A 19,122-nucleotide genomic window follows, 5' to 3' on the forward strand; every position below is an offset into this window, starting at 1 on the left:
TGAATCGGTCCACACGGGTTTAACAGTCCTGGCCCGGAAAGGGCGTTATGGAACACCCCGTGCCCAGGCTCCAGGTGGTCGAACCCTTGCCGAGGCTCGCAATTCTATTTCAGGATTTCCCCTTGGCGGCCGATTCGGCTGTATGTGTCGGGTCGATTGAGCCGCAACCAACGCGCGACTCCAAGTGCTATCGCTATCACTGCAATCACTATTGCGACGAAGACCATACCCGCAGCCTTGTTTCCGACCATGAGATCAATGTGAAGTAGCGCAAGTACTACAACGAATCCCAATCCGATGAAGGCGAGACCCGGAGCAATCACGGCTTTGCCGACGGATTCGAGGCCGGGATTGCGTCGGAAAAACACGATGACCGCAGCGCAGGTCGCCAACATCACCAGCAGGAAGCACATCGTCCCGTAGCCGGCAGCCGATCCGTAGATCAGGACCACGTCATCACTGAAAGTGATCAGTGCGAGGATAATGATCAGAGTCATGCTGATGCTGGTGATCACAGCGATATACGGGGAGCCCAATTTGTGGTGCACTCGCCCGAGCGACTGCGGCAGGATCCGGTCTTGCCCAAAACTGAACAGATAGCGCACGCCAGCGGCCTGTGTGGAGTTACACGCTGCTATCTGGCTCGTCACCAGAAGCACAGAGACCAGCGTCGGGAAGACGCTGCCTAGGTAAGTCTGCACTGTGCCCAGAACCGAATCCACCGGGGCGGTGCGGGCATCCTCGACAGCTTGCGAGGGCCCGACGGCAACGATGTACGCCCACGCAGCCAGTGCGAAAAAGACTGTGGTGAAACCAATTGCGCTGTACGCAGCCCGTGGCACGGTGCGGTCGGGATCGCGTGCTTCCTCACGGAAGACGGCCATAGCCTCGATTCCGATCATAGTGGTGATTGCGAACAGAACAGCCAACCCGGCATTACCGGAGAGGAATTCGGTCGGTGCAAAGGATGAAGCCGAGTAGCCCTCGGGGCCGCCTTTGACCAGTACTACTGCTTGGTAGACGAGAACCACGAGGATCTCCAGCGTTACGAAAATTCCGATAATTTTCGCCGTGAAATCAATGCGCAGCAGATTCAGTACGGTGACGATTGCGATGCCGACCAGAGACCACCCCTGCCAGGGCATCAAATGTCCGCCGAAGACTTGATCGAGCGCAGTCTCCATGATCAAGCCGAAGAAAACGTGGCAGGTGACAGTGAACAGAACGTACGCAACCGCGGCGAGAACGGATCCCGCGAGTGCCGGTGCCTTTCCGAGGCCTTCGGCAATATACGTGTAGAAGGCCCCGGGGCTCTTCATGTGTCGGGTCATAGCCAGCAGGCCGACCTGGAACAGCGCAAGCAGTCCGCCGGCTGCGAGGAATGCCACCGGAGCGCCGATCCCGTTGCCGAATGCGATTGCTGGCTGAAGGTATCCCGCTAGGACCGCTAGGGGCGCGTTGAAGGCGATGAATATGAACGCTAGACCGAAGACCCCAAGACGGCGGGGAAGTTGGGTGGAGTCGGATTCGTCACCAGCCCGGTCGTGGTTCGCTTCGAGTTTGTCGATGTGCACAGTTGCTCCTGGTGTTCGTGCGCCGACATTGGAAAGTCGACGTTGATGTGGTTGACTGCTTCGGTTACGCTGCGGCGATTCGTAGGCAATGTCGGTACCTGCACGACCCTGTGCGGCGAGTTCATTACCGGCGTTAGCGACACCGATGACGTTGCCGTCAGTGCGAGGACACCGGTAGATTGCAGCCAATGCGGAAATCCGCCATAGCGCTGGTAGTGAATCAGGTCGTCTCATTAGATACCGGTGAAGGTGTCAAATGGTTTCGTCGACGTAAAGATGAGGTCCACGGTTGCCTAGTCTTGCACCGCTATTGTTCTTAGAGAATCGCATCTACAACAAGAGACATTTCTCATGGCGAGGCGCGATTTCAAAGAGTATTTCCATCAAGCGTCAAGGATCACGTTCATTCCGCGGGACGACTATTGCCGCTTTGGGGTTTTCGAGCACTTCCCAGTTGCGAAGACTGAGCCTACGAATCGGTAGTGCCGAATGTGCTATCTGATTCAGGTCCACGGTGAGGCAGCTTTGCACGGGTCCGCCTCAGGCCGATTGTCGGAAAAGAAGGAGAACGGCACAAGCAACGTTGTGATGCCGCCGATATCGCTCAGATACGTGATTGCGTCGTCGATGGATTCGAGATCCACTTCGCATGAACCCATTTTTTCTCCTCGCCAGGAGCGCAGATGGACTGTGCGATCTGCCGAATTTGCATGAAATAATAGAGATCACACTAGGTCCACCTTCACGGGATGTGCCCGATTTGAGTACCTTGATAATTTTTGTAGGAAGAATCATTCGGAACTCAGCTCTATGAGTATCGAACAGGGTTGGCGGAGCGGGTGAGTGGTACGACTACAGATCGAGAGGTCCGACTCGTGAATATCGTTGCACTGAATCTCCCCATCACCCGCGGCCAGGAATTACGCCACCGGGCAGTGACGCCTCGCCCAGGCGGGTGCCGAAAGTAAAGCTGACGCCTCCACTCATCTACGCGGCAGATCGGTCATACGAATACGCGCTAAGCCAACTACGCCGCTCTCTTACTGCTGAACAGTGACTGTCGCGCCTTCTTCGGAGGAATCTATCGTGAGGTAATTGCCATCAATCAGATCGTCGTAGTCGTTGGCGTCGAGTACCACAATCGGACAGCTGATTCCGTAAACCTCGTTGCTGACGACTGCTCCAACGCACAGAACATAGTCAGGTACTGCCAATATGATCCCGACTGGACCTTTCTCGTTCGCCCACACTTGGGCAAACACCTGAGCGTTGGCACCTGAGCCGCGGGATTCCCACATGACCAATACCTTTCCTGCCAGGGATTTGCCGTGCTGAGGGTGGCCCTGGTGTACAATAACGCCGGTTTTCGGATCCAGCTCGCCCCAGGCATTCAGAGGTTCGGTGAGCTTGACTGCTTGTCCGTGTGCGGATCCTGCGGTCAGCGACCTGGCAGCAAAACGTGCTTCAGAAGCCGGCATGGCTCACAACCCGTCCCTCGATGGCAGATTCGACGCAAGCGCTCAGACCCGCAAACAGCACTTCTGCACCTATCTGGCGGGGCGCGTACCACGCCCACTTCGCCGAGTTTGTCATTACCAGACCTTCCATCTTATCGAGTATCGGAGTGTTGTACGTACATGCGTCGGTGACGACCTGAACGCCCGCCTCTTCGAGCCGAGACCCGACGCCCTGCGCAACAATCGAGTCGTACACCCAGCGGCCGGCGTTGACGTATAGCGGAGTCCGCGGATGGATGCTTCGTCCATCGAGCAAACTAGCTAGCTGATGGAACTCCGCAATCGAGAAGTGTGGGGTTCCAAGGCAAACCGCTGACAACAAGCCGTCGTTGCGTGTAGAAAGCTCAGACCAACCCCGACGAAGGTCTTCGACGCCGACACGGATTGTTTCCACAGGTGCGCGGCCTTGAAACGCCATCTCGGCGGTCTCCGCCTCAGGTGTCACACCGACGACATGGAACAGTGCGACTGCTCCCGTCGACGCGGTAGCGGCACCAAAGGCCTTGAGGTCATCCTCCGTGGCCGCGTCCACGCCAACGACGACCGGGATACGACCACCACACCACTGGCCCGCGATATGGCCGAGTACAGGGAAAAAGGCCTCGTGCTCGATAACTGAAGGGGAAAGCCCAGTCACGTCGATAAGAAGTTCGCCACTACGCCCCTCATCAGTGTGTAGCCCCGCGAATGGTGCACGTCCGGTGACCGCGGCAGCAACATCGACAAAGTCTCCGTAGCGTTGGGTGCGTGCACCCAGGACGCTATTCGCGAAAACTATAGCGTTGGACTCCCCCCAAGCGATCTGCGATCCGAACCGGGGACGATCACGTAGTAGGTAAGGTGCACAAGTCCACGTCGTTTGGCAGCCGAGCTTCTCGTACAGTCCCATAACAGTCCGCGCGTTCGTGGCAGCCTGAGAGGTTCCGCTCCAACGTTCTGGATGCCGCTGATCGATTGGACCCACATTCAGGGTGGTTGGAACCCTCACTCGGGCGTCCCCTTCAACGAGAACCCTGGCATAGTCAATCGATACGGGTCCTACATAGAAGCACCCGTCGACGTGAGCACTTTCAATGTCGACGAGGCGCGGAGCACCCATGGAACGCGCCACCGCGGTCACCACTCGCATGGCCACTGCGGCACCTTCGCCGGATTCGCCATTCAGGAGAGCTTGATCCGATTCAGTCAAGACAAGTTCAGTCATGTTCGATCCATTCTGTGGGTATCGCGTTCGAATACGTTGTGGTGACGTATCGTGCGTTAGGTATCGGCAGTCGCAGGGCTTCAAGAGAACGCTCCGACTCTCCCGATTATCTCGTCACAATAGTTACCGACACGACCATAGTCGAAATAATTTTGATCGGAGACGGGAATCATGGAGACTCCCGTTCTGTCCACTACGACTAAAGATTTCGGCCAGAGCTTCTCGACCTTTCAGTTTTGACACTAACTAAAATCACAAGCTCGCGATATATTTGGTAAATACAATCTTTTTCTCTACTGAAACTAGCTCGACTCCCCCTTAACCGATCCTATGAATCCGGCCGGTGTGAACACCCTGAACTGATTTCACAAACGCTTGCGATACATTAGCCGCGGACACGCTCTCGAACCCGGGAAAGTAGTCGCCGTAGTCGCCTAATGACTCGGTGAGCACCGATGGGCTCACGGCATTGATCCTTATTCCTCGGGGCAACTCTGTAGCAGCGGCCGAGACGAAGGCTTCTACTGCACCATTGACAGTGGAAGAAATGACGCCAGTGGCAACGGGCTCGCGAGCAAGCACACCCGAAATAAGTGTGAATGATCCTCGATCACTTACATGCTCGATTCCGTGCAGCACCAGATTGATCTGACCGCCCAGCTTGTCAGCGAATCCTGCCTCGAAATCCGCCGCGGACGCATTGGGCAGAGATATGAAAGGTGCACCCCCTGCCGCGCAGACAACCGCATCCACGATGCCGATCCGCTCGTAAAGGTCCCTGATGGACGCCTCGTCACGAAGGTCGACAGAAAGTTGGCTCGAGCGTGATGCTGCCAAGATCTCGTGGCGGGACTGTAAGGCCTTCACCACAGCAGCCCCCACGGTGCCGCTAGCGCCTACAACAAGAATTTTCACAACGAGAACCCTCCTGATATTCGATACCGCGACGCTATCGATCGATCGATCGGGTGTCAATGGTCACATGTTTCGAGGCTGTTAAATCCGCCGGCACCCGTCGAACTTCGCAACGGACGCAGTCGGGAGTGGTCGAGCCGGTCATCGCGCGGGTTGATCATCTGCCGTAGGCGGATACGCCAACTGGTCAGCGTTCACTTCACCGAAGAGAAGCCTGCGTCCACCATCGCCTCACTCATCGGGATCGCGGCGCACGACCCCGCCCGATCACATCGGGGGTGCACCGACTGAGTCCACGCCAACACCGACCGTCTGGCCCGGCGCAGCAGGAGGGCGCACTTCGCCTGTCGACGGCAATGCCGCGGGTGTCCCTATTGTTTCTGTCAAGCGGCTTGAGTTGTGAGCGGATGGTGGAGGGTTTTGGTATTGAGCATCGCGAATAGGGCGTCCCATCGGTGGCAGGCGAGGCAAATGAGCACCGCGTTGTGTTTCTTGCCTTTGGCTCGTTTTCGGTCGTAGCAGGCGCGGCTGGTGCGGTGGGGCAGCGCGGCGAAGGCCGAGAGAAAAGTGCTCGTTGAGTTTCCGGTTTACTGATCTCGGGGAGGTGTTCACCTCGGATCGAGGTTCCGGATCGGTGGGTCACTTGGGCGATGCCAGGCGTACGCGGCGAGGTGTCCGACTGGATTTGTTGCCGAACCGCCACCGACTTCGAGGAGGTTGCGTGCTGCGGCCGATGATTCCGACGCCTGGCATCGACAACAGGACCGAGGAGAGAGGGTGGGCATCGAGCATCCTCTCGACGTCTAAAGCGATGGTATTGCTTTGTTGCAGTGTCTCTTTGAGCGACTCCGCCAGTTTGGGTAGAACAGTTTCGGTAGGCGCGGACCCGGGCACCGCTACCGCCTGAGACTCAAGTGCGAGGTAGATCTCCGCTACTTGTTTTGCCCCCATTTTGAGTGCGTTTTTGGCAGCGATAGCGGTCGGTTCCGTTTGTCAGCTGCGCGGATGCCGGCGGGGGGGCACCGCAGAGGGCCAGGATCTCCAGCACTGCCGGGTGTGACACACGCGGTCCCAGGACTCGTTCGAGCGCGGGGCGAATCCCGGTCAGCGGTCCGCGGATTCGGTTGCTGATGCGGGTTGCTTCGCCGGCGAGATCGTCATCGAAACCGATCAGCGCATCCAGCTCGGCGAATGTGCCGTCGCCGGTATCTACTCGCCGCAGCGTGTGGGGCATGGTCCGGGCCGTGTCGGCAAAGATGAGCGCATCCCGCGCATCAGTTTTAGGTGCCCGCGATACAGATCTGCGATGCGGCGCATCGACAGACCTGGAAGGTACACGACCTGGTGCCCGCGGGAGCGGCGCGCGTGATGTTCGGATTGTCCTACGTCGATGCCGCAGAACACGGCGTAATCGTGCACATCAAGCAGTCCTTCCTCGGTGAGCGCAACGCCAAGTCCTTTCCGTCACCGACGCCGAGCCTCGTCGACGATGCAATGATGTCCGAAATCTCTTGACGATCGATCGATCGATCGATACTGTGAGGCTCTACGCAAAGCCGTTGCAATGCCCTTCGGCAGCATTGGCAGGAAGCAACCACCTGCAATCAGTCCCAGCGATCCGGGCAAGTTACCCCATGTGATCCGGATTTCGAGCATGTAGAACCGGCACCGATATACAAACGAATCTTGAAGCCGTCAACCATAGAAAGAGGTGTCAAGGGTGAAATCGAACCTCGATGCGGATGTGGACGTAGTAGTAGTCGGCGCGGGACCTTCAGGCGCCATAGTCACACACCGCCTCGCCGCCGCGGGCTACAACGTGGTGTGTCTCGAACAGGGAGACTGGGTCAACCCAGGCGACTATCCCGGAAATTCGCCTGAGTGGGAACTGCTGATACAGCAGAAGTGGGCACATGACCCGTCACTTCGCGGGCTTCCTGCCGACTACCCCACCAATGCGGATGAGTCCGATATGTCGCCAGTGATGTTCAACGGCGTCGGTGGATCCACGATCATGTTCGGTGGCCAATGGATGCGCTTGTTGCCGTCCGACTTCCGAGTACGCAGTCTGGACGGCGTCGCTGACGACTGGCCAATCGACTACCGAGAACTTGCGCCTTATTACAGCATAGTCGACCAACATATCGGTGTCTCCGGCCTCGAAGGTGATCCCGCCTACCCGGAGGGCCTCGACTATCCACTGCCGCCCCTTCCGCTTGCTGCGTTGGGCCGAAAAATGGCATTGGGTGCCAATAACCTCGGATGGCACTGGTGGCCTGGGTCCAATGCAATCCCGAGTGCACGCTTTAAGGATCTTGCGAGATGTGCACGCCGTGGGGTCTGCGAATTCGGATGTCCAGAGGGCTCTAAAGCCAGTGCAGACGTTGCTTTTTGGCCGCACGCATTGAAGTCGGGCGCGACACTAGTTACCGGAGCACGGGTCCGTCAGGTTCTGACGGATGCGGATGGCAGAGCCAACGGCGTGTTGTGGTTGGACCGAGAGGGAAAGGAACACAAGCAGACGGCGCGTGCTGTCGTGATGTGTGCGAACGGAATCGGTACCTCAAGGATCCTCCTGATGTCGAACAACGCACGCCAACCAGAGGGCCTATCGAATTCGTCAGGGATGCTGGGTGAGAATTTGATGCTGCATCCCAACGCATCGGTCCACGGCTTCTACGGCGAGGATCTCGACGCCTCCGGCAGCGGACCGGTAGGCCAGCTTCTGTACAGCCTAGAATTCGCTGAAACTCGCCCAGAAAACCCGTTTACCCGAGGATATAAACTATCCGGACAAACCTCGGTGGGGGTCCTCGGTAACTTGGAAACTCAAGCGCGGCTGGGATACGACACTGTGTGGGGAGAGAACTTCCTGAAGGCGGCCAAGGCACACAAGGGAGCGGCCTCCTGGGCAGCGGTGACTGAAGATCTCCCTGAACGGCACAACCGCATCGTGTTGGACCAAACTCTGACAGACAGCAGTGGATTGCCGGCCCCGAGAGTGCTGTACCGAATTAGCGACGACACTCGCGCCCGACTCAGGCACGCCGTGGACAGTATGACAGAGCTCCACGTGGCCAGTGGCGCAGAATCGACGGTGCCTGTCGAACTTTGGTTAGATCAACCTGGGCACCTTCTAGGGACCGCCCGGATGGGTGACAACCCAGAGACATCCGTTGTTGACCGCAACTGCGAGAGCCACGACGTGCCTAACCTCTTCATCGCCGACGGAAGTGTATTCGTCACAGGTGGGTCAGTTAATCCGACTGCCACCATCTGTGCACTTGCGTGGCGACTCGGCGAATACATTGCCGCAACGGCAAAACAAAGGACAGGTGCCCAATGACAAGCGAATCCGAACGTCTTTCAGTACCGACCCGAGTGCAATCTCTGCCTAGAGAACTTTCTGAAGAGGAAATCTCTGCTTTCGTCGCAGTAGCCGATGTTCTCTGCGCCGGCGATGGAAGCCTGCCGCTGCCAAGTGCCTTGCCCAGCTATGCCCAGGCGTTCAAAACTGCTCTGCTCGCGCGCAGTGATGCCTTCAATTCGGTCGCGAATACTCTCGCAACGGTACCCTTCCAAAGCAAAGCGCGGCTAGCGCAGCATTTACGCCAACTTCACCGAGATAGCCTCGAATTATTTCAGCCAGTAGCCGCTATATCAGCTGGCGCGTACTTGCTAACTCCCGAAGTAAGCGCCGCAATTGGCTACAAGGGCCAAGTCCGAAATTATCCAGGCGCGGAAGACATAGTAGACGATCTTTCGGACGGAATTTTGGACCCCGTTATCGAACGCGGAAAACGTTACATTGAAGCTTGAGCCATCAGAACTCCAGGGAAAAGGAAGACTAGTTCAATGGACGATCCAGTTCTGGAACGCGACCAAGACCTTCGGCATCACCGAAACATAGACTCGGTTGTCCGACGTGCGGCTGACGAATTCGGCGACCGAGAATGTCTTCGATTTGAGGGGATCTCACTGTCGTTTCGCGAGTTCGAAGCAAAGACGCGAGAGATTGCAACCCGCCTGCCCCACCTTGGCATTGGAATAGGCGACCACGTCGGCATCATGATGCCAAACGGCCATGAATGGCCGATTATCTGGGTAGCCATCCTTCGCGCCGGAGCAGTCGCTGTTCCGATGAACGCCAAACTCGGCGTTGCTGACCTATCATTTCTGGTTTCGGATTCACGCGTGAGAATTATCATCACGAACGAGAACGAGAGCATCTCGCTCTTGGAAACTGCCATTTCACGCAGCCCTACGCCAAAACCCAATGTGTTTTCATTCAATCAACTTATCGATCAACCGATCGACAGCCGACTTTCACACATCAATACCGGCCTTCCCTCACCTCCACCGGACACAGTAGCAAACCTTCAGTACACCTCCGGAACAACAGGTTTTCCAAAAGCATGCGTCCTCACGCACAAATACTGGATCGAGCATTCACGGGCAATTGGTGACCTATGGAAACTCTCGAGCAATGACGTAGTGTTGACCGCACAGCCCTTTTCGTACGTAGATCCACCATGGAATCTGGCAATGTGCTTGCAGTTTGGTGCACCGTTGGTGGTTCTTTCGCGCTTCTCAGCATCGGGATTTTGGAAGTCAGTGCGCGACAACCGCGCTACCGTGGTTTACATCCTCGGTGCGATGCCAATGCTGCTTTACAAACAGGCACCTTCGTACGAAGATCGGGCCAATTGCCTAAGATTGGTTTCTTGTTCGGGGATCTTGCCTGAACGGCACCGAGACTTCGAAGACCGATGGGGAGTTCCCTGGCGCGAACTCTACGGGCTCACCGAAGAGGGATGTTGCTTGGCAGTTCCACTCTCTGCAGAACACAAGACGGGGAGCGGCAGCATAGGTATCCCCTTCGGAAATAAGCTCGTCAAGCTCGTCGACGACACCGGCGTAGAAGTAGCCCCCGGGGAGCGAGGTGAGATTGTCGTGCAGGGTGACTCGATAATGCGTTCATACTGGAACAGGCCCGAAGAGTCCACCAAAGCTCTTCCGAACGGATGGTTTCATACCGGCGATATCGCGTGGCGCGATCCAGACGGCTGGTTCTACTTAGTGGGTCGGGTGAAAGACATGATTCGGCGTGGTGGGGAGAATATCGCCGCCGCAGAAGTGGAGGCTGTTCTCAACGACCACCCATGGGTGGAGATCTCGGCCGTGATCCCAGAACCCGACGATATTATGGGTGAAGAGCCGAAGGCATGTATCAAGCTGGGAAAAGACGGTTTGAGAAGGTCGCCGGACGAGGTTGTGCAATCCGTCGCCGAGTTCGCTGCCTCACAACTGGCCAAGTTTAAAAACCCTCGATACATACAAATTGTGGACTCATTGCCGCGAACGCCGTCCGAGAGGATTGCCAAAAAACAGCTACGAGAATTGCTTCTCGACGGCCAAAGAGAAGATTTTGACGTTAAGGAAAAATTTTGGCGTACACCTGGGTCGGCAACGTCTGTTTCTACCGCCAACCTACTCAGAGAGGGGCTTTCACAGTGACCTATCCCCCGGCATATTCAGACGATCGACTTATCGTTGAGACGCAGAAGGGAGTTGCAGTTCTGCGTCTCAACTCCCCTCGCAATCTGAACGCACTGGACTACTCGTTAAAAATTTTGATTGCAGAGACTATTCGCCAGCAGGGACGAAAATCAGGCGTAAAGGGCATAGTCGTAACCGGTACGGGTCGTGCATTTACAGCCGGCCAAGACCTGAAGGAAGCTCCGGTCGGAAAAAAGCTCGAGGCGACGATGGATGCGTTTGCCGATCTCACACGCGCTGTGCTGGAGACGAAGGTTCCAGTGATTGCAGCCATCAATGGCTGCGTTGTCGGAGGAGCCGCGGAATGGACTCTTTGCTTCGATGCGCGAATCGCGTCCCCCGACGCGTACTACCTTTTTCCAGAACGCAACATAGGCTTCACCTACTCGAATGCGGCTAGTTTGTTCTTCCATCGAGTTTTACGTGGAAGTGATGTCCATCGCGTAGCTCTATCAACTGATCGATTCTATGCCGACGAAGCACTAGAACTTGGCCTGGTAGGGCAGATCGTCTTGGCTGAAGAGCTGGTTAGCACCGCCATCGATCAAGCTCTAGCATGGAGCAGTCCGAATGGTGAGCCGGCGTCAGAGTTGTTGCGTCTCCTGCGACCCGAGAGCGGTGAGGTCGAGGCCGCATTCGACCGTGAAATGGCAGCGAGCGGAGCACTGCAGGCTTCAGTTCCAGAGAATGTCGAACACGCCAAATTTTAGCGACGCCACTCTTAAGGACATCAACCACCACAGACGGGAAACAAATGTCAAGCAGAATCATGAGTGCTTCGGAGCAGCGCGTGTACGCATCCGAGTATGCCAGCTCTTTGGACGGCAACTTCATCGGTGGCCAGTGGACGCGATCGTTGTCCTCGGATTGGCTTGCGGTGTTCGACCCGTCAACAGGTCAGAACGTAGGACGGGTTCCGGCCTCGAGCGTCGAGGACGTCAATGTTGCAGTGCATGCGGCACGCGACGCTCAAAAATCCTGGGCTAAGACAGCCCCCGGTGCTCGCGCGCAGGCACTCCACAAAGTGGCGGACGCTGTCGAGGCGCACTTCGAGGAGTTCGTGGCGCTGGAGTGTATTGACGCCGGAAAGCCTGTGTCAGCAGTTCGCAAGGATGAAATTCCAAGTGTTATCGATAGTATGCGCTACTTCGCCAGCGCTGGGCGAGGCCTCTCATCGCTGGCCGGTGGCGACTATATGGAGGGCGTGTCCTCGACGGTGCGCCGAGAACCCCTTGGCGTGGTGGCGGGGATCACCCCGTGGAATTACCCCATTCTTCAAGCTGTCTCGAAGATATTTCCAGCGCTAGCAGTGGGCAACACAATGGTCGTCAAACCTGCTGAAACCACACCGTTGTCCACAGCGTTACTCGTAGAGCTCGCCGGGCAGGTACTGCCGGCTGGTGTGCTGAATGTTGTCTTCGGCACCGGCCCTGTAGTTGGCGATGCGCTTTCACGACACCCCGACGTGGACGTGGTGTCGTTTACGGGCTCCATCGAGACGGGCAGAAAGGTGGGTACCGCCGCCGCCGACGGCGTGAAAAAGGCCATCCTGGAACTTGGGGGCAACACGCCGGTGCTGTTGTTCGGTGATGCCGATCTGCCCAGTGCGTTGGATGCGATCGTCGCCGGCGGTCTCTACAACGCCGGCCAGGACTGTATGGCCGCTACTCGGTTGCTCGTCGAAGAGTCGGTTTTTGATGAAGTTATTCTTGGCCTCAAAGAACGATGCAGTGCGTTCGTTCTCGGTGATGCGCTCGATCCCAAAACTACAGTCGGACCACTTAATTCTTCGGCGCAGCTCGCCCGCGTCGCTGCTAAGGTCGGTGGCCTTCCGGATAAGGCCACCGCGGTCCTAGGGGGCAAGGCTGAGACCGACACCGGCGGGTACTTCTTCCCCCCGACGATCATCGTTGGTGCCGATCAAACCGACGAAATCGTCGCCGAGGAGATTTTCGGACCAGTCTTCACAGTCCAGGTATTTGCCGATGTGGCGGATGCGGAGGCGAAGGCCAACGACACCCGATTCGGACTGGCAGCTTCAATATTCACTACGCACCTCGGAACTGCGACGCGGATGCAGAACAACTTAAATTTCGGCACGATCTGGATCAACACTCATTTGGTCATCAGTCCTGAAGTGCCAATCAGTGGGTTCGCGATGTCAGGCCTCGGCACCGAGAACTCGGAAGCCGGTTTTCTCGAGTTCACTCGAGTCAAACATGTCATGGTCGACAGCCGCATCTGAGCGACGGTAGCGAGTAATCGTCTGAGACTCGGGAGAAGTGAGTTGTTCTCCGTTAACTTTTCTCATCCCGCTGGATCCATGTGGCGCAGTCGTCAGTGGACAGAATCAAGAACACGAACCTCACTTGCGCGATTTGGATGCTGGACAACAAATTGGCAACACCTATGACAACCATGAACGGAAGGTAGTGAAGATATGGACGCTGCGCTGGGACTCTCAGGCCTTTTTGGAGCAATGGCAACACCATTCGGAGCAGATGAAGATCGAACCATTGACGTAAAGCAAACCGAAGCGTTGATCACTCGGATGGATACTGCGGGAGTGCAGGGGATCGTGACGCTCGGAAGCTCGGGCGAATTTATGTCGATGACGAACGCAGAGCGAATGCGGTTCACTGAGATTGTCGAATCCGCGACTGCGGAAACCTCGCTCCAAACTGTTGTTCACGTGGGAGCGATGACCACCGCTGAGGCGGTGCAGCTGAGCCGTCACGCCGAGGCGCACGGCGCAGCAGCGGTGATGGCTGTCACGCCGTATTATGAAGTTTTGACGATCCGCGAGACCGAGGAGTATGTGAAGGCAATTGCCGACTCGATCGGCATACCGGTGATGCTCTACCATATTCCGGGTTGCACGGGCCGCAAGTGGACATTCGACGAACTGCAGCGGTTGGGTCAGATCGACGGCGTCCAGTACGTGAAAGACTCTTCCGGCGACTTTCCGCTCCTGGTGGAGCTCATCGAAGCATCGGAGCAGGGCGGAATCACGCCGTTCTGCGGATACGACACGCTCATGCTAGGCGCTCTGGCCAATGGTGTTACGGGTGCCGTTTGGGGTGCGACAAACGTCATTCCCGAACTATGCGTTGGACTCTTCGATGCGGTGATTCGCGACAACGACCTCACAGCTGCAAAAGAGCTCTGGCGCGTAATCCATCCGATTGGCAATTTTTTCCTGCAGAACGGATACCTGGCCTCGCTGAAAGCTGGCGCAGACATCGCTGGAATCGCACATAGCGATCCACGTCTGCCGATGCTTCCTTTGACGCCGGAGGAAAAGCAGCAGCTTGCGGCGCACGTGGAACCTGCCCTAGCGCGGACTGCAGGCCTGGGTGCACTGCGATGACCACTACTGTTGATGTCACCATGTCTGCTGCTGCGAAGCGGTTGACAGATGGCCGGGATGTAGACATGTTCATCGGCGGTCACAAGTGCCAATCCTCGTCAGGGCAGACAGTTGACTGCCTGAACCCCGCCGACGGATCTCTACTGGCGAGAATTCCTTCTGCCACCAAGGAAGATGTCGACAGAGCAGTCGATGCTGCGCGGAGCGCGCTCAAAGGCGAATGGGGACGTATGCGTCCCAACGAGCGGGCCCGAATCTTGTTGAAACTCGCTGATTTGGTCGAGCAGGATATCGAAACCCTCGCCATCCTAGAGACCCTCGACAATGGCAAGCCGCTCGAATATTCACTTTCAGGCGACATTCCCGACGTCTCCGAGGTGTTTCGCTACTTCGCCGGCTGGGCGACAAAGATCATCGGTGACAGCGTCCCGACCTCTGCAGGGCACGAGTATTTCAACTACACACTTCGCGAGCCAGTCGGGGTAGTCGCTGCCATTGTCCCATGGAACTATCCGTTGCTGATGGCCACGTGGAAGCTCGCCCCCGCGCTGGCCGCAGGCAACGCTGTAATCCTGAAGCCGTCCGAGCTGACGTCGCTGAGCGCTCTCCGGTTTGCAGAGCTGGCCGTACAGGCAGGGCTTCCAGACGGGGCCCTATCCGTCATCACAGGTCGAGGGGCAGAGGTTGGTGCAGCGATTTCGGCGCACCCTGGAATCGACGCGGTTGTTTTCACCGGATCTACTGCAACCGGTCGAGACATCGTCCGATCGAGCGCTGGCAACCTCAAGCGTGTCAGCCTTGAGCTAGGAGGGAAATCACCTAGTATCGTGTTCGACGACGCCGACCTCGACGAGGCAATCGTTGGGGTCGCCGCAGGAATCTTCTACAACATGGGCCAGGACTGCTCGGCCGGATCACGCGTATACGTCCAGGCGGCTTTATACGAACAGTTCGTTGCTGGCCTGGTCGAGGAGGCGAAAGGTCGCCGAATCGGTCCGGGACTTGCGGCAGGAGTCGACCAAGGCCCCCTCATATCGGCAACTCAAAGGGACAAGGTGATGTCTTACATCGACAGGGGTGTCGCAGAAGGGGCGACCATAGCCACCGGCGGCAAGCGACTGTTCGGCAAAGAGTTCGACAACGGATACTTCGTCGAACCGACTGTCTTCACTGGTGTGACGGACGGAATGATCATTTCGAGAGAAGAGATCTTCGGCCCAGTGGTCGTTGTGGCCCCCTTCGAGACGGATGGCGAGGCTCTCAGCCGTGCGAATGACACAGCATATGGACTTGGTGCCAGTGTATGGACCCGAAGTCTCAGTCGAGCCCACCAATCCGCCAAGGTGCTCAACGCCGGGTCAGTGTGGGTGAACTGCCACAATGTGACCGACGCGGCATCTCCGTTCGGAGGCTTCGGCCAGTCCGGATATGGCAAGGACCTGGGCCGGTATGCTTTGGAAAACTATACGCGTGTGAAGAGCGTGTGGATCAACCACGGAGATGGCTTGCAATGAGCATTGCGAAGGGCGCAACGATGGGTGAGCTACCCGGTGTAGCGGCTGAGAGAATGGACGCACGAAGCGAAATGGAACTCCGCATTCGCCGAACGGCCATCGACCTGTTCTTCTCGCAAGGCTTTTCTGCCGTTGGCATCAGGCAGATAGGCGCTGGTGTCGGCATCGGTGTGCCGACCCTCTACCACTACGTCAAGTCGAAGCCGAACCTCCTAACATCGATCATGATCGACACACTCGAAATCTTGCTCGACCGCCTTCGGCACAGTATTGACGGTGTTTCCGACCCGCGGGAACGACTCGCTCGATTGACAGGAGTGCTCGTCGCCACGCAGGCAAGTAGCCCGAAGACGAGTTTCGTTATCGACAACGAACTTCGCGCGCTGGAGGAGGATTCATCGCGCATCTTGATTGTTTCGCTGAGAGATGAGGTTGAAAAGCTCTTCAAGGCAACCCTTGATGAGGGTGTCAGGGAAAACATGTTCAAAGTCGACAATCTCGTAACAAGTCGATTATCCATCATTGGCCTGGCAACTTCGACCAACTCCTGGTTCAGCGGTTCTGGGAAACTCACCTTGAAGGAAGTCTGCCACGACTACATGCAGATTGCATTGAGCATTGTCGGTGCTCATCGCCTGAGCGAACACTACGCAGCGGAATTGATAGGGCAGTTCCCGATAACACCATTCCCCTGGGAACCAAACAGTCCGGTTGCGGCCTCCAGCTGAACGATTACGAGGCCAACAGGTGAATGGAGCAGATGCACCGAATACGGTTCGGGATCGACTTCTCAGACGGCACTGCCATAGCGTTGGACCGCGGCGCGCCGGCCGAGACCGTCCTCGAGGTTCGGTATGGTTCGGGCAATCCCGGTTCACCACAGACACTGTGTTTGACCCGCACCTCCAAGTGTGCCCGTGGGGGCATCACCGCCATCTCGAATCTGAGCGTCTCAGAGGCCGAAGCCAGCATCGATGGCCGACACCTCGTTTTCAGATTCGGACAGTGTCAAGGGTTGTGGTCCTCCACGCCACGGACTCATCGTGGAGGACGGGGCGGAGCAGGTCGACCCGGCGGAAGCTGGGTTAAGTCGCTGGGATTGAAAGCTCAGGACTTTTCTCTGACGATGGGATGCGTGATCTGTGGTCGGAGATCCTGATGGCCTCAGTAATCATGTGGATCGCACCGAGTTGGGCTTCAGGCTGCGTGTTTGTCCCATGCCATATCGAAAGCGCGGTACGTCCGGTTCGCGAACCGCATGTCCGAACTGGTGTGCCACGACGAGTTCTGACATGTAGGGGTGCTTATAGACATCTGTATGTGCTGTGTTCCAGCAGTTTTCGACGTTGATTGGGTTGGTCAATTATAGAATCTCCGGCGCCGGAAGCACAGATCATCCAGTATCTGCGTGATCGACGCGGGCCGGGCATAGCTACGCGTTTGGCTCTACGAATTCGCGAATGTCTTGTGGATGATCGCGGTGGTCTGCTCGGAGTCTGGACCGGATCCACGAAAATCGTGCAAGTGTTGTTCGGTCGCCCACCGTTCGCACACGTTTATTCTATCCGCTTCGACGAGGTCCGCCCCCAGGTGCGAAGTCGATGCACCCTGGGGGCGGTGCGAGCTAACCGGACCACCTCGGTGTAGCTGTCGAGATAGTGCTGTCGGTCGATGGGGTCTACGGCCAGTATCCGGCAACGATGATCATGTGGATACAGACAAGGTCCGCTGAGGTTCACCCCGGATGGTGGACACCGAGATAGCGGGATCGATGGTTCCGCTGGAAGGATGTCCTCATGTCCCGCAAGCGTAGGTCGTTCTCGACCGAATACAAGGTCGAGGCCGCGCACCGGGTGATCGATTTCGGCCGCATGATCGCCGAGGTCGTCGAGACCTGGGGTGTGAACGAAGCCCTGTTCGGCAGGTGGGTCGCCGACGAGCGCCTCCGCATCGAAGCAGCAGCCGCGTCCGGTGACGAGCCGTCGACCGCACCGAACTCGCCCGCCTACGCAAGCAGGTCTCGGAGCAGCAGAAAGACATTGCGTTCCTGAAAAAAGCGTCGGCGTACTTCGCCGCCAATCAACGGAAGTAGAGCTCTACGCGTTGATGGCAGCGGAGTGCGCCAACTCTGCGATCGGGAGGATGGCTCGCCTGCTCGTGGTGTCGACCTCCGGTTTCTACAAACATCAAGGGCGCAGTGTGACAACACGACTGGGTGAACGACAGCAACCGAGAGCGGACCTCGAAGTGAAGATCGCCGACATCCACAAGGAGTCGAACGACGTGTATGGGTCGCCGCGAATCACCGTGGAACTCGAGGCCGGCGACGAGGTCGTTTCGGAGAAGACGGACGCGAAGATCATGCGTTTGCTCGGCATTGACGGGATAAGCCCGCGCGCATTCAAAGTCCGCACCACAGTCGTCGATCCTTTCGCCTCATTCCCGGACGACATGGTGCAGCGGCAGTTCGACCAGGGCGTCTTGATGCCGTCTGGACATCGGACATCACCTATCTGACCTGCGGTGAAGGTGACATGTACCTGTGTGCGATCAAAGTCGAGCATTTCAAGAAGGTGCTCGGCTGGTCGATTGCTGACCACATGCGTACCGAGCTGGTAGTCAACGCCCTGGATATGGCTGTCGCCGAGCGTGGCATCGATGTCGAGGGCGTAATCCTGCACTCGGACTGAGGACGTCAATACACTGCAGCGGTCATGGCGCGGGTGTGTGAACGGTACGGTTTGCGGCGTTCGATGGGCGCGACGGGGATATGCTGGGACAACGCTGGTGCGGAGAGCCTGTGGTCGACGTTCAAGCACGAGTACTACTAGCGGGATTTTCGTTTACGCCAGCGAATTGGTTGCAGCAGTTGACAACTGGGCGCATATCTACAACCGCGCGTAGGCATTCCACAAGCGGGATGCTCAGCCCCCACGATTACGAACAGTCACTGGACGCGACCGTCATGGCCGCGTAACCGCTGACCACTTTCCGGGGCGAACCTCAGGTGATGCCACGGTCGATCGCCCGGGCACCGTCTCGGCTCGCGAAGGTAGGGCCCTAAAGAAACCCAGACCATCTTCTTGTTGACGAACTCGTCCACGCCGTATCTACCGAGTTCTCGACCTGAACCAGAACGTTCGACGCCTCCGAAAGTCAACTCGGCACTCTCCGTACCGACGACGTCGACAAACACCATGCCGGCGTAGAGATTGTCAGCGACTCGCACCGCCTGCTTACGGTCGGTGGTGACGACGCAGGAACCAAACCCAGAGGGCCTGTCGTCTGCGACCTCGACCGATTCGTCTTTGGACTTCACTCGATGCACGGCCTCAGTCACCCTCGCTGCCCATTGCCCAGTCAGCGGAGAGCCGGCCTCAGATCCGACTGCCAGAGCACGACCGACGAGGTCGTTTGTCCGAGAGTGGAGGAAGTCAGGTTGACCGTAGGAGCAGACCTTCGGCATCGC

Annotated in this window: 17 protein-coding genes and 2 pseudogenes; 12 read left to right on the forward strand and 7 right to left on the reverse strand. The window is 57.3% G+C overall.

The genetic code is table 11. The annotated features are described in order from the left end of the window. Positions 1–104: 104 nt before the first annotated feature. From ACQR3T_RS23945 to ACQR3T_RS23970, 6 genes and pseudogenes are all read right to left on the reverse strand, one after another. Positions 105–1,574: an APC family permease gene (locus ACQR3T_RS23945; protein ID WP_428695078.1), complete on the reverse strand. Its 1,470-nt coding sequence runs from the start codon at positions 1,572–1,574 to the stop codon at positions 105–107. Positions 1,575–2,077: 503 nt separating this feature from the next. Next, on the reverse strand, positions 2,078–2,233 hold the full coding sequence (locus ACQR3T_RS23950) for a hypothetical protein (RefSeq protein ID WP_428695079.1): 156 nt from the start codon (positions 2,231–2,233) through the stop codon (positions 2,078–2,080). 381 nt (positions 2,234–2,614) lie between these two features. After that, positions 2,615–3,052 carry an aconitase X swivel domain-containing protein gene (locus tag ACQR3T_RS23955; RefSeq protein WP_428695080.1) on the reverse strand — a complete coding sequence of 146 codons (438 nt, stop codon included), beginning with the start codon at positions 3,050–3,052 and terminating at the stop codon, positions 2,615–2,617. Beyond that, positions 3,039–4,295 carry an aconitase X gene (locus tag ACQR3T_RS23960; RefSeq protein ID WP_428695081.1) on the reverse strand — a complete coding sequence of 419 codons (1,257 nt, stop codon included), beginning with the start codon at positions 4,293–4,295 and terminating at the stop codon, positions 3,039–3,041. Before ACQR3T_RS23960 ends, ACQR3T_RS23955 begins: the two co-directional genes overlap by 14 nt. Before the next feature lie 318 nt (positions 4,296–4,613). After that, complete coding sequence (locus tag ACQR3T_RS23965) at positions 4,614–5,210, reverse strand: short chain dehydrogenase (RefSeq protein ID WP_428695082.1); 597 nt, start codon at positions 5,208–5,210, stop codon at positions 4,614–4,616. A gap of 383 nt (positions 5,211–5,593) precedes the next feature. Continuing rightward, positions 5,594–6,602 (reverse strand): annotated as a pseudogene (locus ACQR3T_RS23970) (IS110 family transposase). On the opposite strand from ACQR3T_RS23970, the gene ACQR3T_RS23975 reads away from it, so the two are divergent. The 12 genes from ACQR3T_RS23975 to ACQR3T_RS24030 all read left to right on the forward strand — a co-directional run bounded on the left by ACQR3T_RS23975 (position 6,495) and on the right by ACQR3T_RS24030 (position 18,343). Continuing rightward, positions 6,495–6,725, forward strand: a complete 231-nt coding sequence (locus ACQR3T_RS23975) for a hypothetical protein (RefSeq protein WP_428695242.1) — start codon at positions 6,495–6,497, stop codon at positions 6,723–6,725. The pseudogene ACQR3T_RS23970 and the gene ACQR3T_RS23975 overlap by 108 nt on opposite strands. Positions 6,726–6,930: 205 nt before the next feature. Continuing rightward, positions 6,931–8,556, forward strand: coding sequence for a GMC family oxidoreductase (locus ACQR3T_RS23980; RefSeq protein ID WP_428695083.1), 1,626 nt, complete (start codon positions 6,931–6,933; stop codon positions 8,554–8,556). After that, the gene (locus tag ACQR3T_RS23985; RefSeq protein ID WP_428695084.1) at positions 8,553–9,029 is read left to right on the forward strand and encodes a hypothetical protein; all 477 of its coding nucleotides are present in this window, start codon (positions 8,553–8,555) and stop codon (positions 9,027–9,029) included. The genes ACQR3T_RS23980 and ACQR3T_RS23985 overlap by 4 nt, the downstream gene beginning before the upstream one ends. Before the next feature lie 36 nt (positions 9,030–9,065). Then, positions 9,066–10,727 carry a class I adenylate-forming enzyme family protein gene (locus ACQR3T_RS23990; protein ID WP_428695085.1) on the forward strand — a complete coding sequence of 554 codons (1,662 nt, stop codon included), beginning with the start codon at positions 9,066–9,068 and terminating at the stop codon, positions 10,725–10,727. Further along, a complete protein-coding gene (locus ACQR3T_RS23995; RefSeq protein ID WP_428695086.1) occupies positions 10,724–11,479 on the forward strand; it encodes an enoyl-CoA hydratase/isomerase family protein in 756 nt (251 codons plus the stop codon). The genes ACQR3T_RS23990 and ACQR3T_RS23995 overlap by 4 nt, the downstream gene beginning before the upstream one ends. Positions 11,480–11,538: 59 nt before the next feature. Then, positions 11,539–13,014 carry an aldehyde dehydrogenase family protein gene (locus ACQR3T_RS24000; protein WP_428695087.1) on the forward strand — a complete coding sequence of 492 codons (1,476 nt, stop codon included), beginning with the start codon at positions 11,539–11,541 and terminating at the stop codon, positions 13,012–13,014. Positions 13,015–13,209: 195 nt separating this feature from the next. Further along, a complete protein-coding gene (locus ACQR3T_RS24005; protein ID WP_428695088.1) occupies positions 13,210–14,139 on the forward strand; it encodes a dihydrodipicolinate synthase family protein in 930 nt (309 codons plus the stop codon). Then, positions 14,136–15,653 (forward strand): aldehyde dehydrogenase family protein, encoded by a 1,518-nt coding sequence (locus ACQR3T_RS24010; protein ID WP_428695089.1) that lies wholly within the window; start codon positions 14,136–14,138, stop codon positions 15,651–15,653. The genes ACQR3T_RS24005 and ACQR3T_RS24010 overlap by 4 nt, the downstream gene beginning before the upstream one ends. Next, a complete protein-coding gene (locus tag ACQR3T_RS24015; RefSeq protein WP_428695090.1) occupies positions 15,650–16,381 on the forward strand; it encodes a TetR/AcrR family transcriptional regulator in 732 nt (243 codons plus the stop codon). The genes ACQR3T_RS24010 and ACQR3T_RS24015 overlap by 4 nt, the downstream gene beginning before the upstream one ends. Positions 16,382–17,449: 1,068 nt before the next feature. Beyond that, positions 17,450–17,704, forward strand: coding sequence for a transposase (locus tag ACQR3T_RS24020; protein ID WP_428695091.1), 255 nt, complete (start codon positions 17,450–17,452; stop codon positions 17,702–17,704). Positions 17,705–17,900: 196 nt separating this feature from the next. Beyond that, positions 17,901–18,170, forward strand: coding sequence for an IS3 family transposase (locus ACQR3T_RS24025; RefSeq protein WP_428695092.1), 270 nt, complete (start codon positions 17,901–17,903; stop codon positions 18,168–18,170). A gap of 17 nt (positions 18,171–18,187) precedes the next feature. Next, positions 18,188–18,343, forward strand: a complete 156-nt coding sequence (locus ACQR3T_RS24030) for a hypothetical protein (protein WP_428695093.1) — start codon at positions 18,188–18,190, stop codon at positions 18,341–18,343. Between the two features lie 374 nt (positions 18,344–18,717). On the opposite strand, the pseudogene ACQR3T_RS24035 reads toward ACQR3T_RS24030, so the two are convergent. Then, positions 18,718–18,972, reverse strand: a pseudogene (locus ACQR3T_RS24035) (aldehyde dehydrogenase family protein); the annotation flags it as partial. Between the last annotated feature and the right edge of the window lie 150 nt (positions 18,973–19,122).

The sequence above is a fragment of the Rhodococcus sp. IEGM1428 genome, from assembly GCF_050321865.1.
In the GTDB taxonomy this organism is placed as follows: Bacteria; Actinomycetota; Actinomycetes; order Mycobacteriales; family Mycobacteriaceae; genus Rhodococcoides.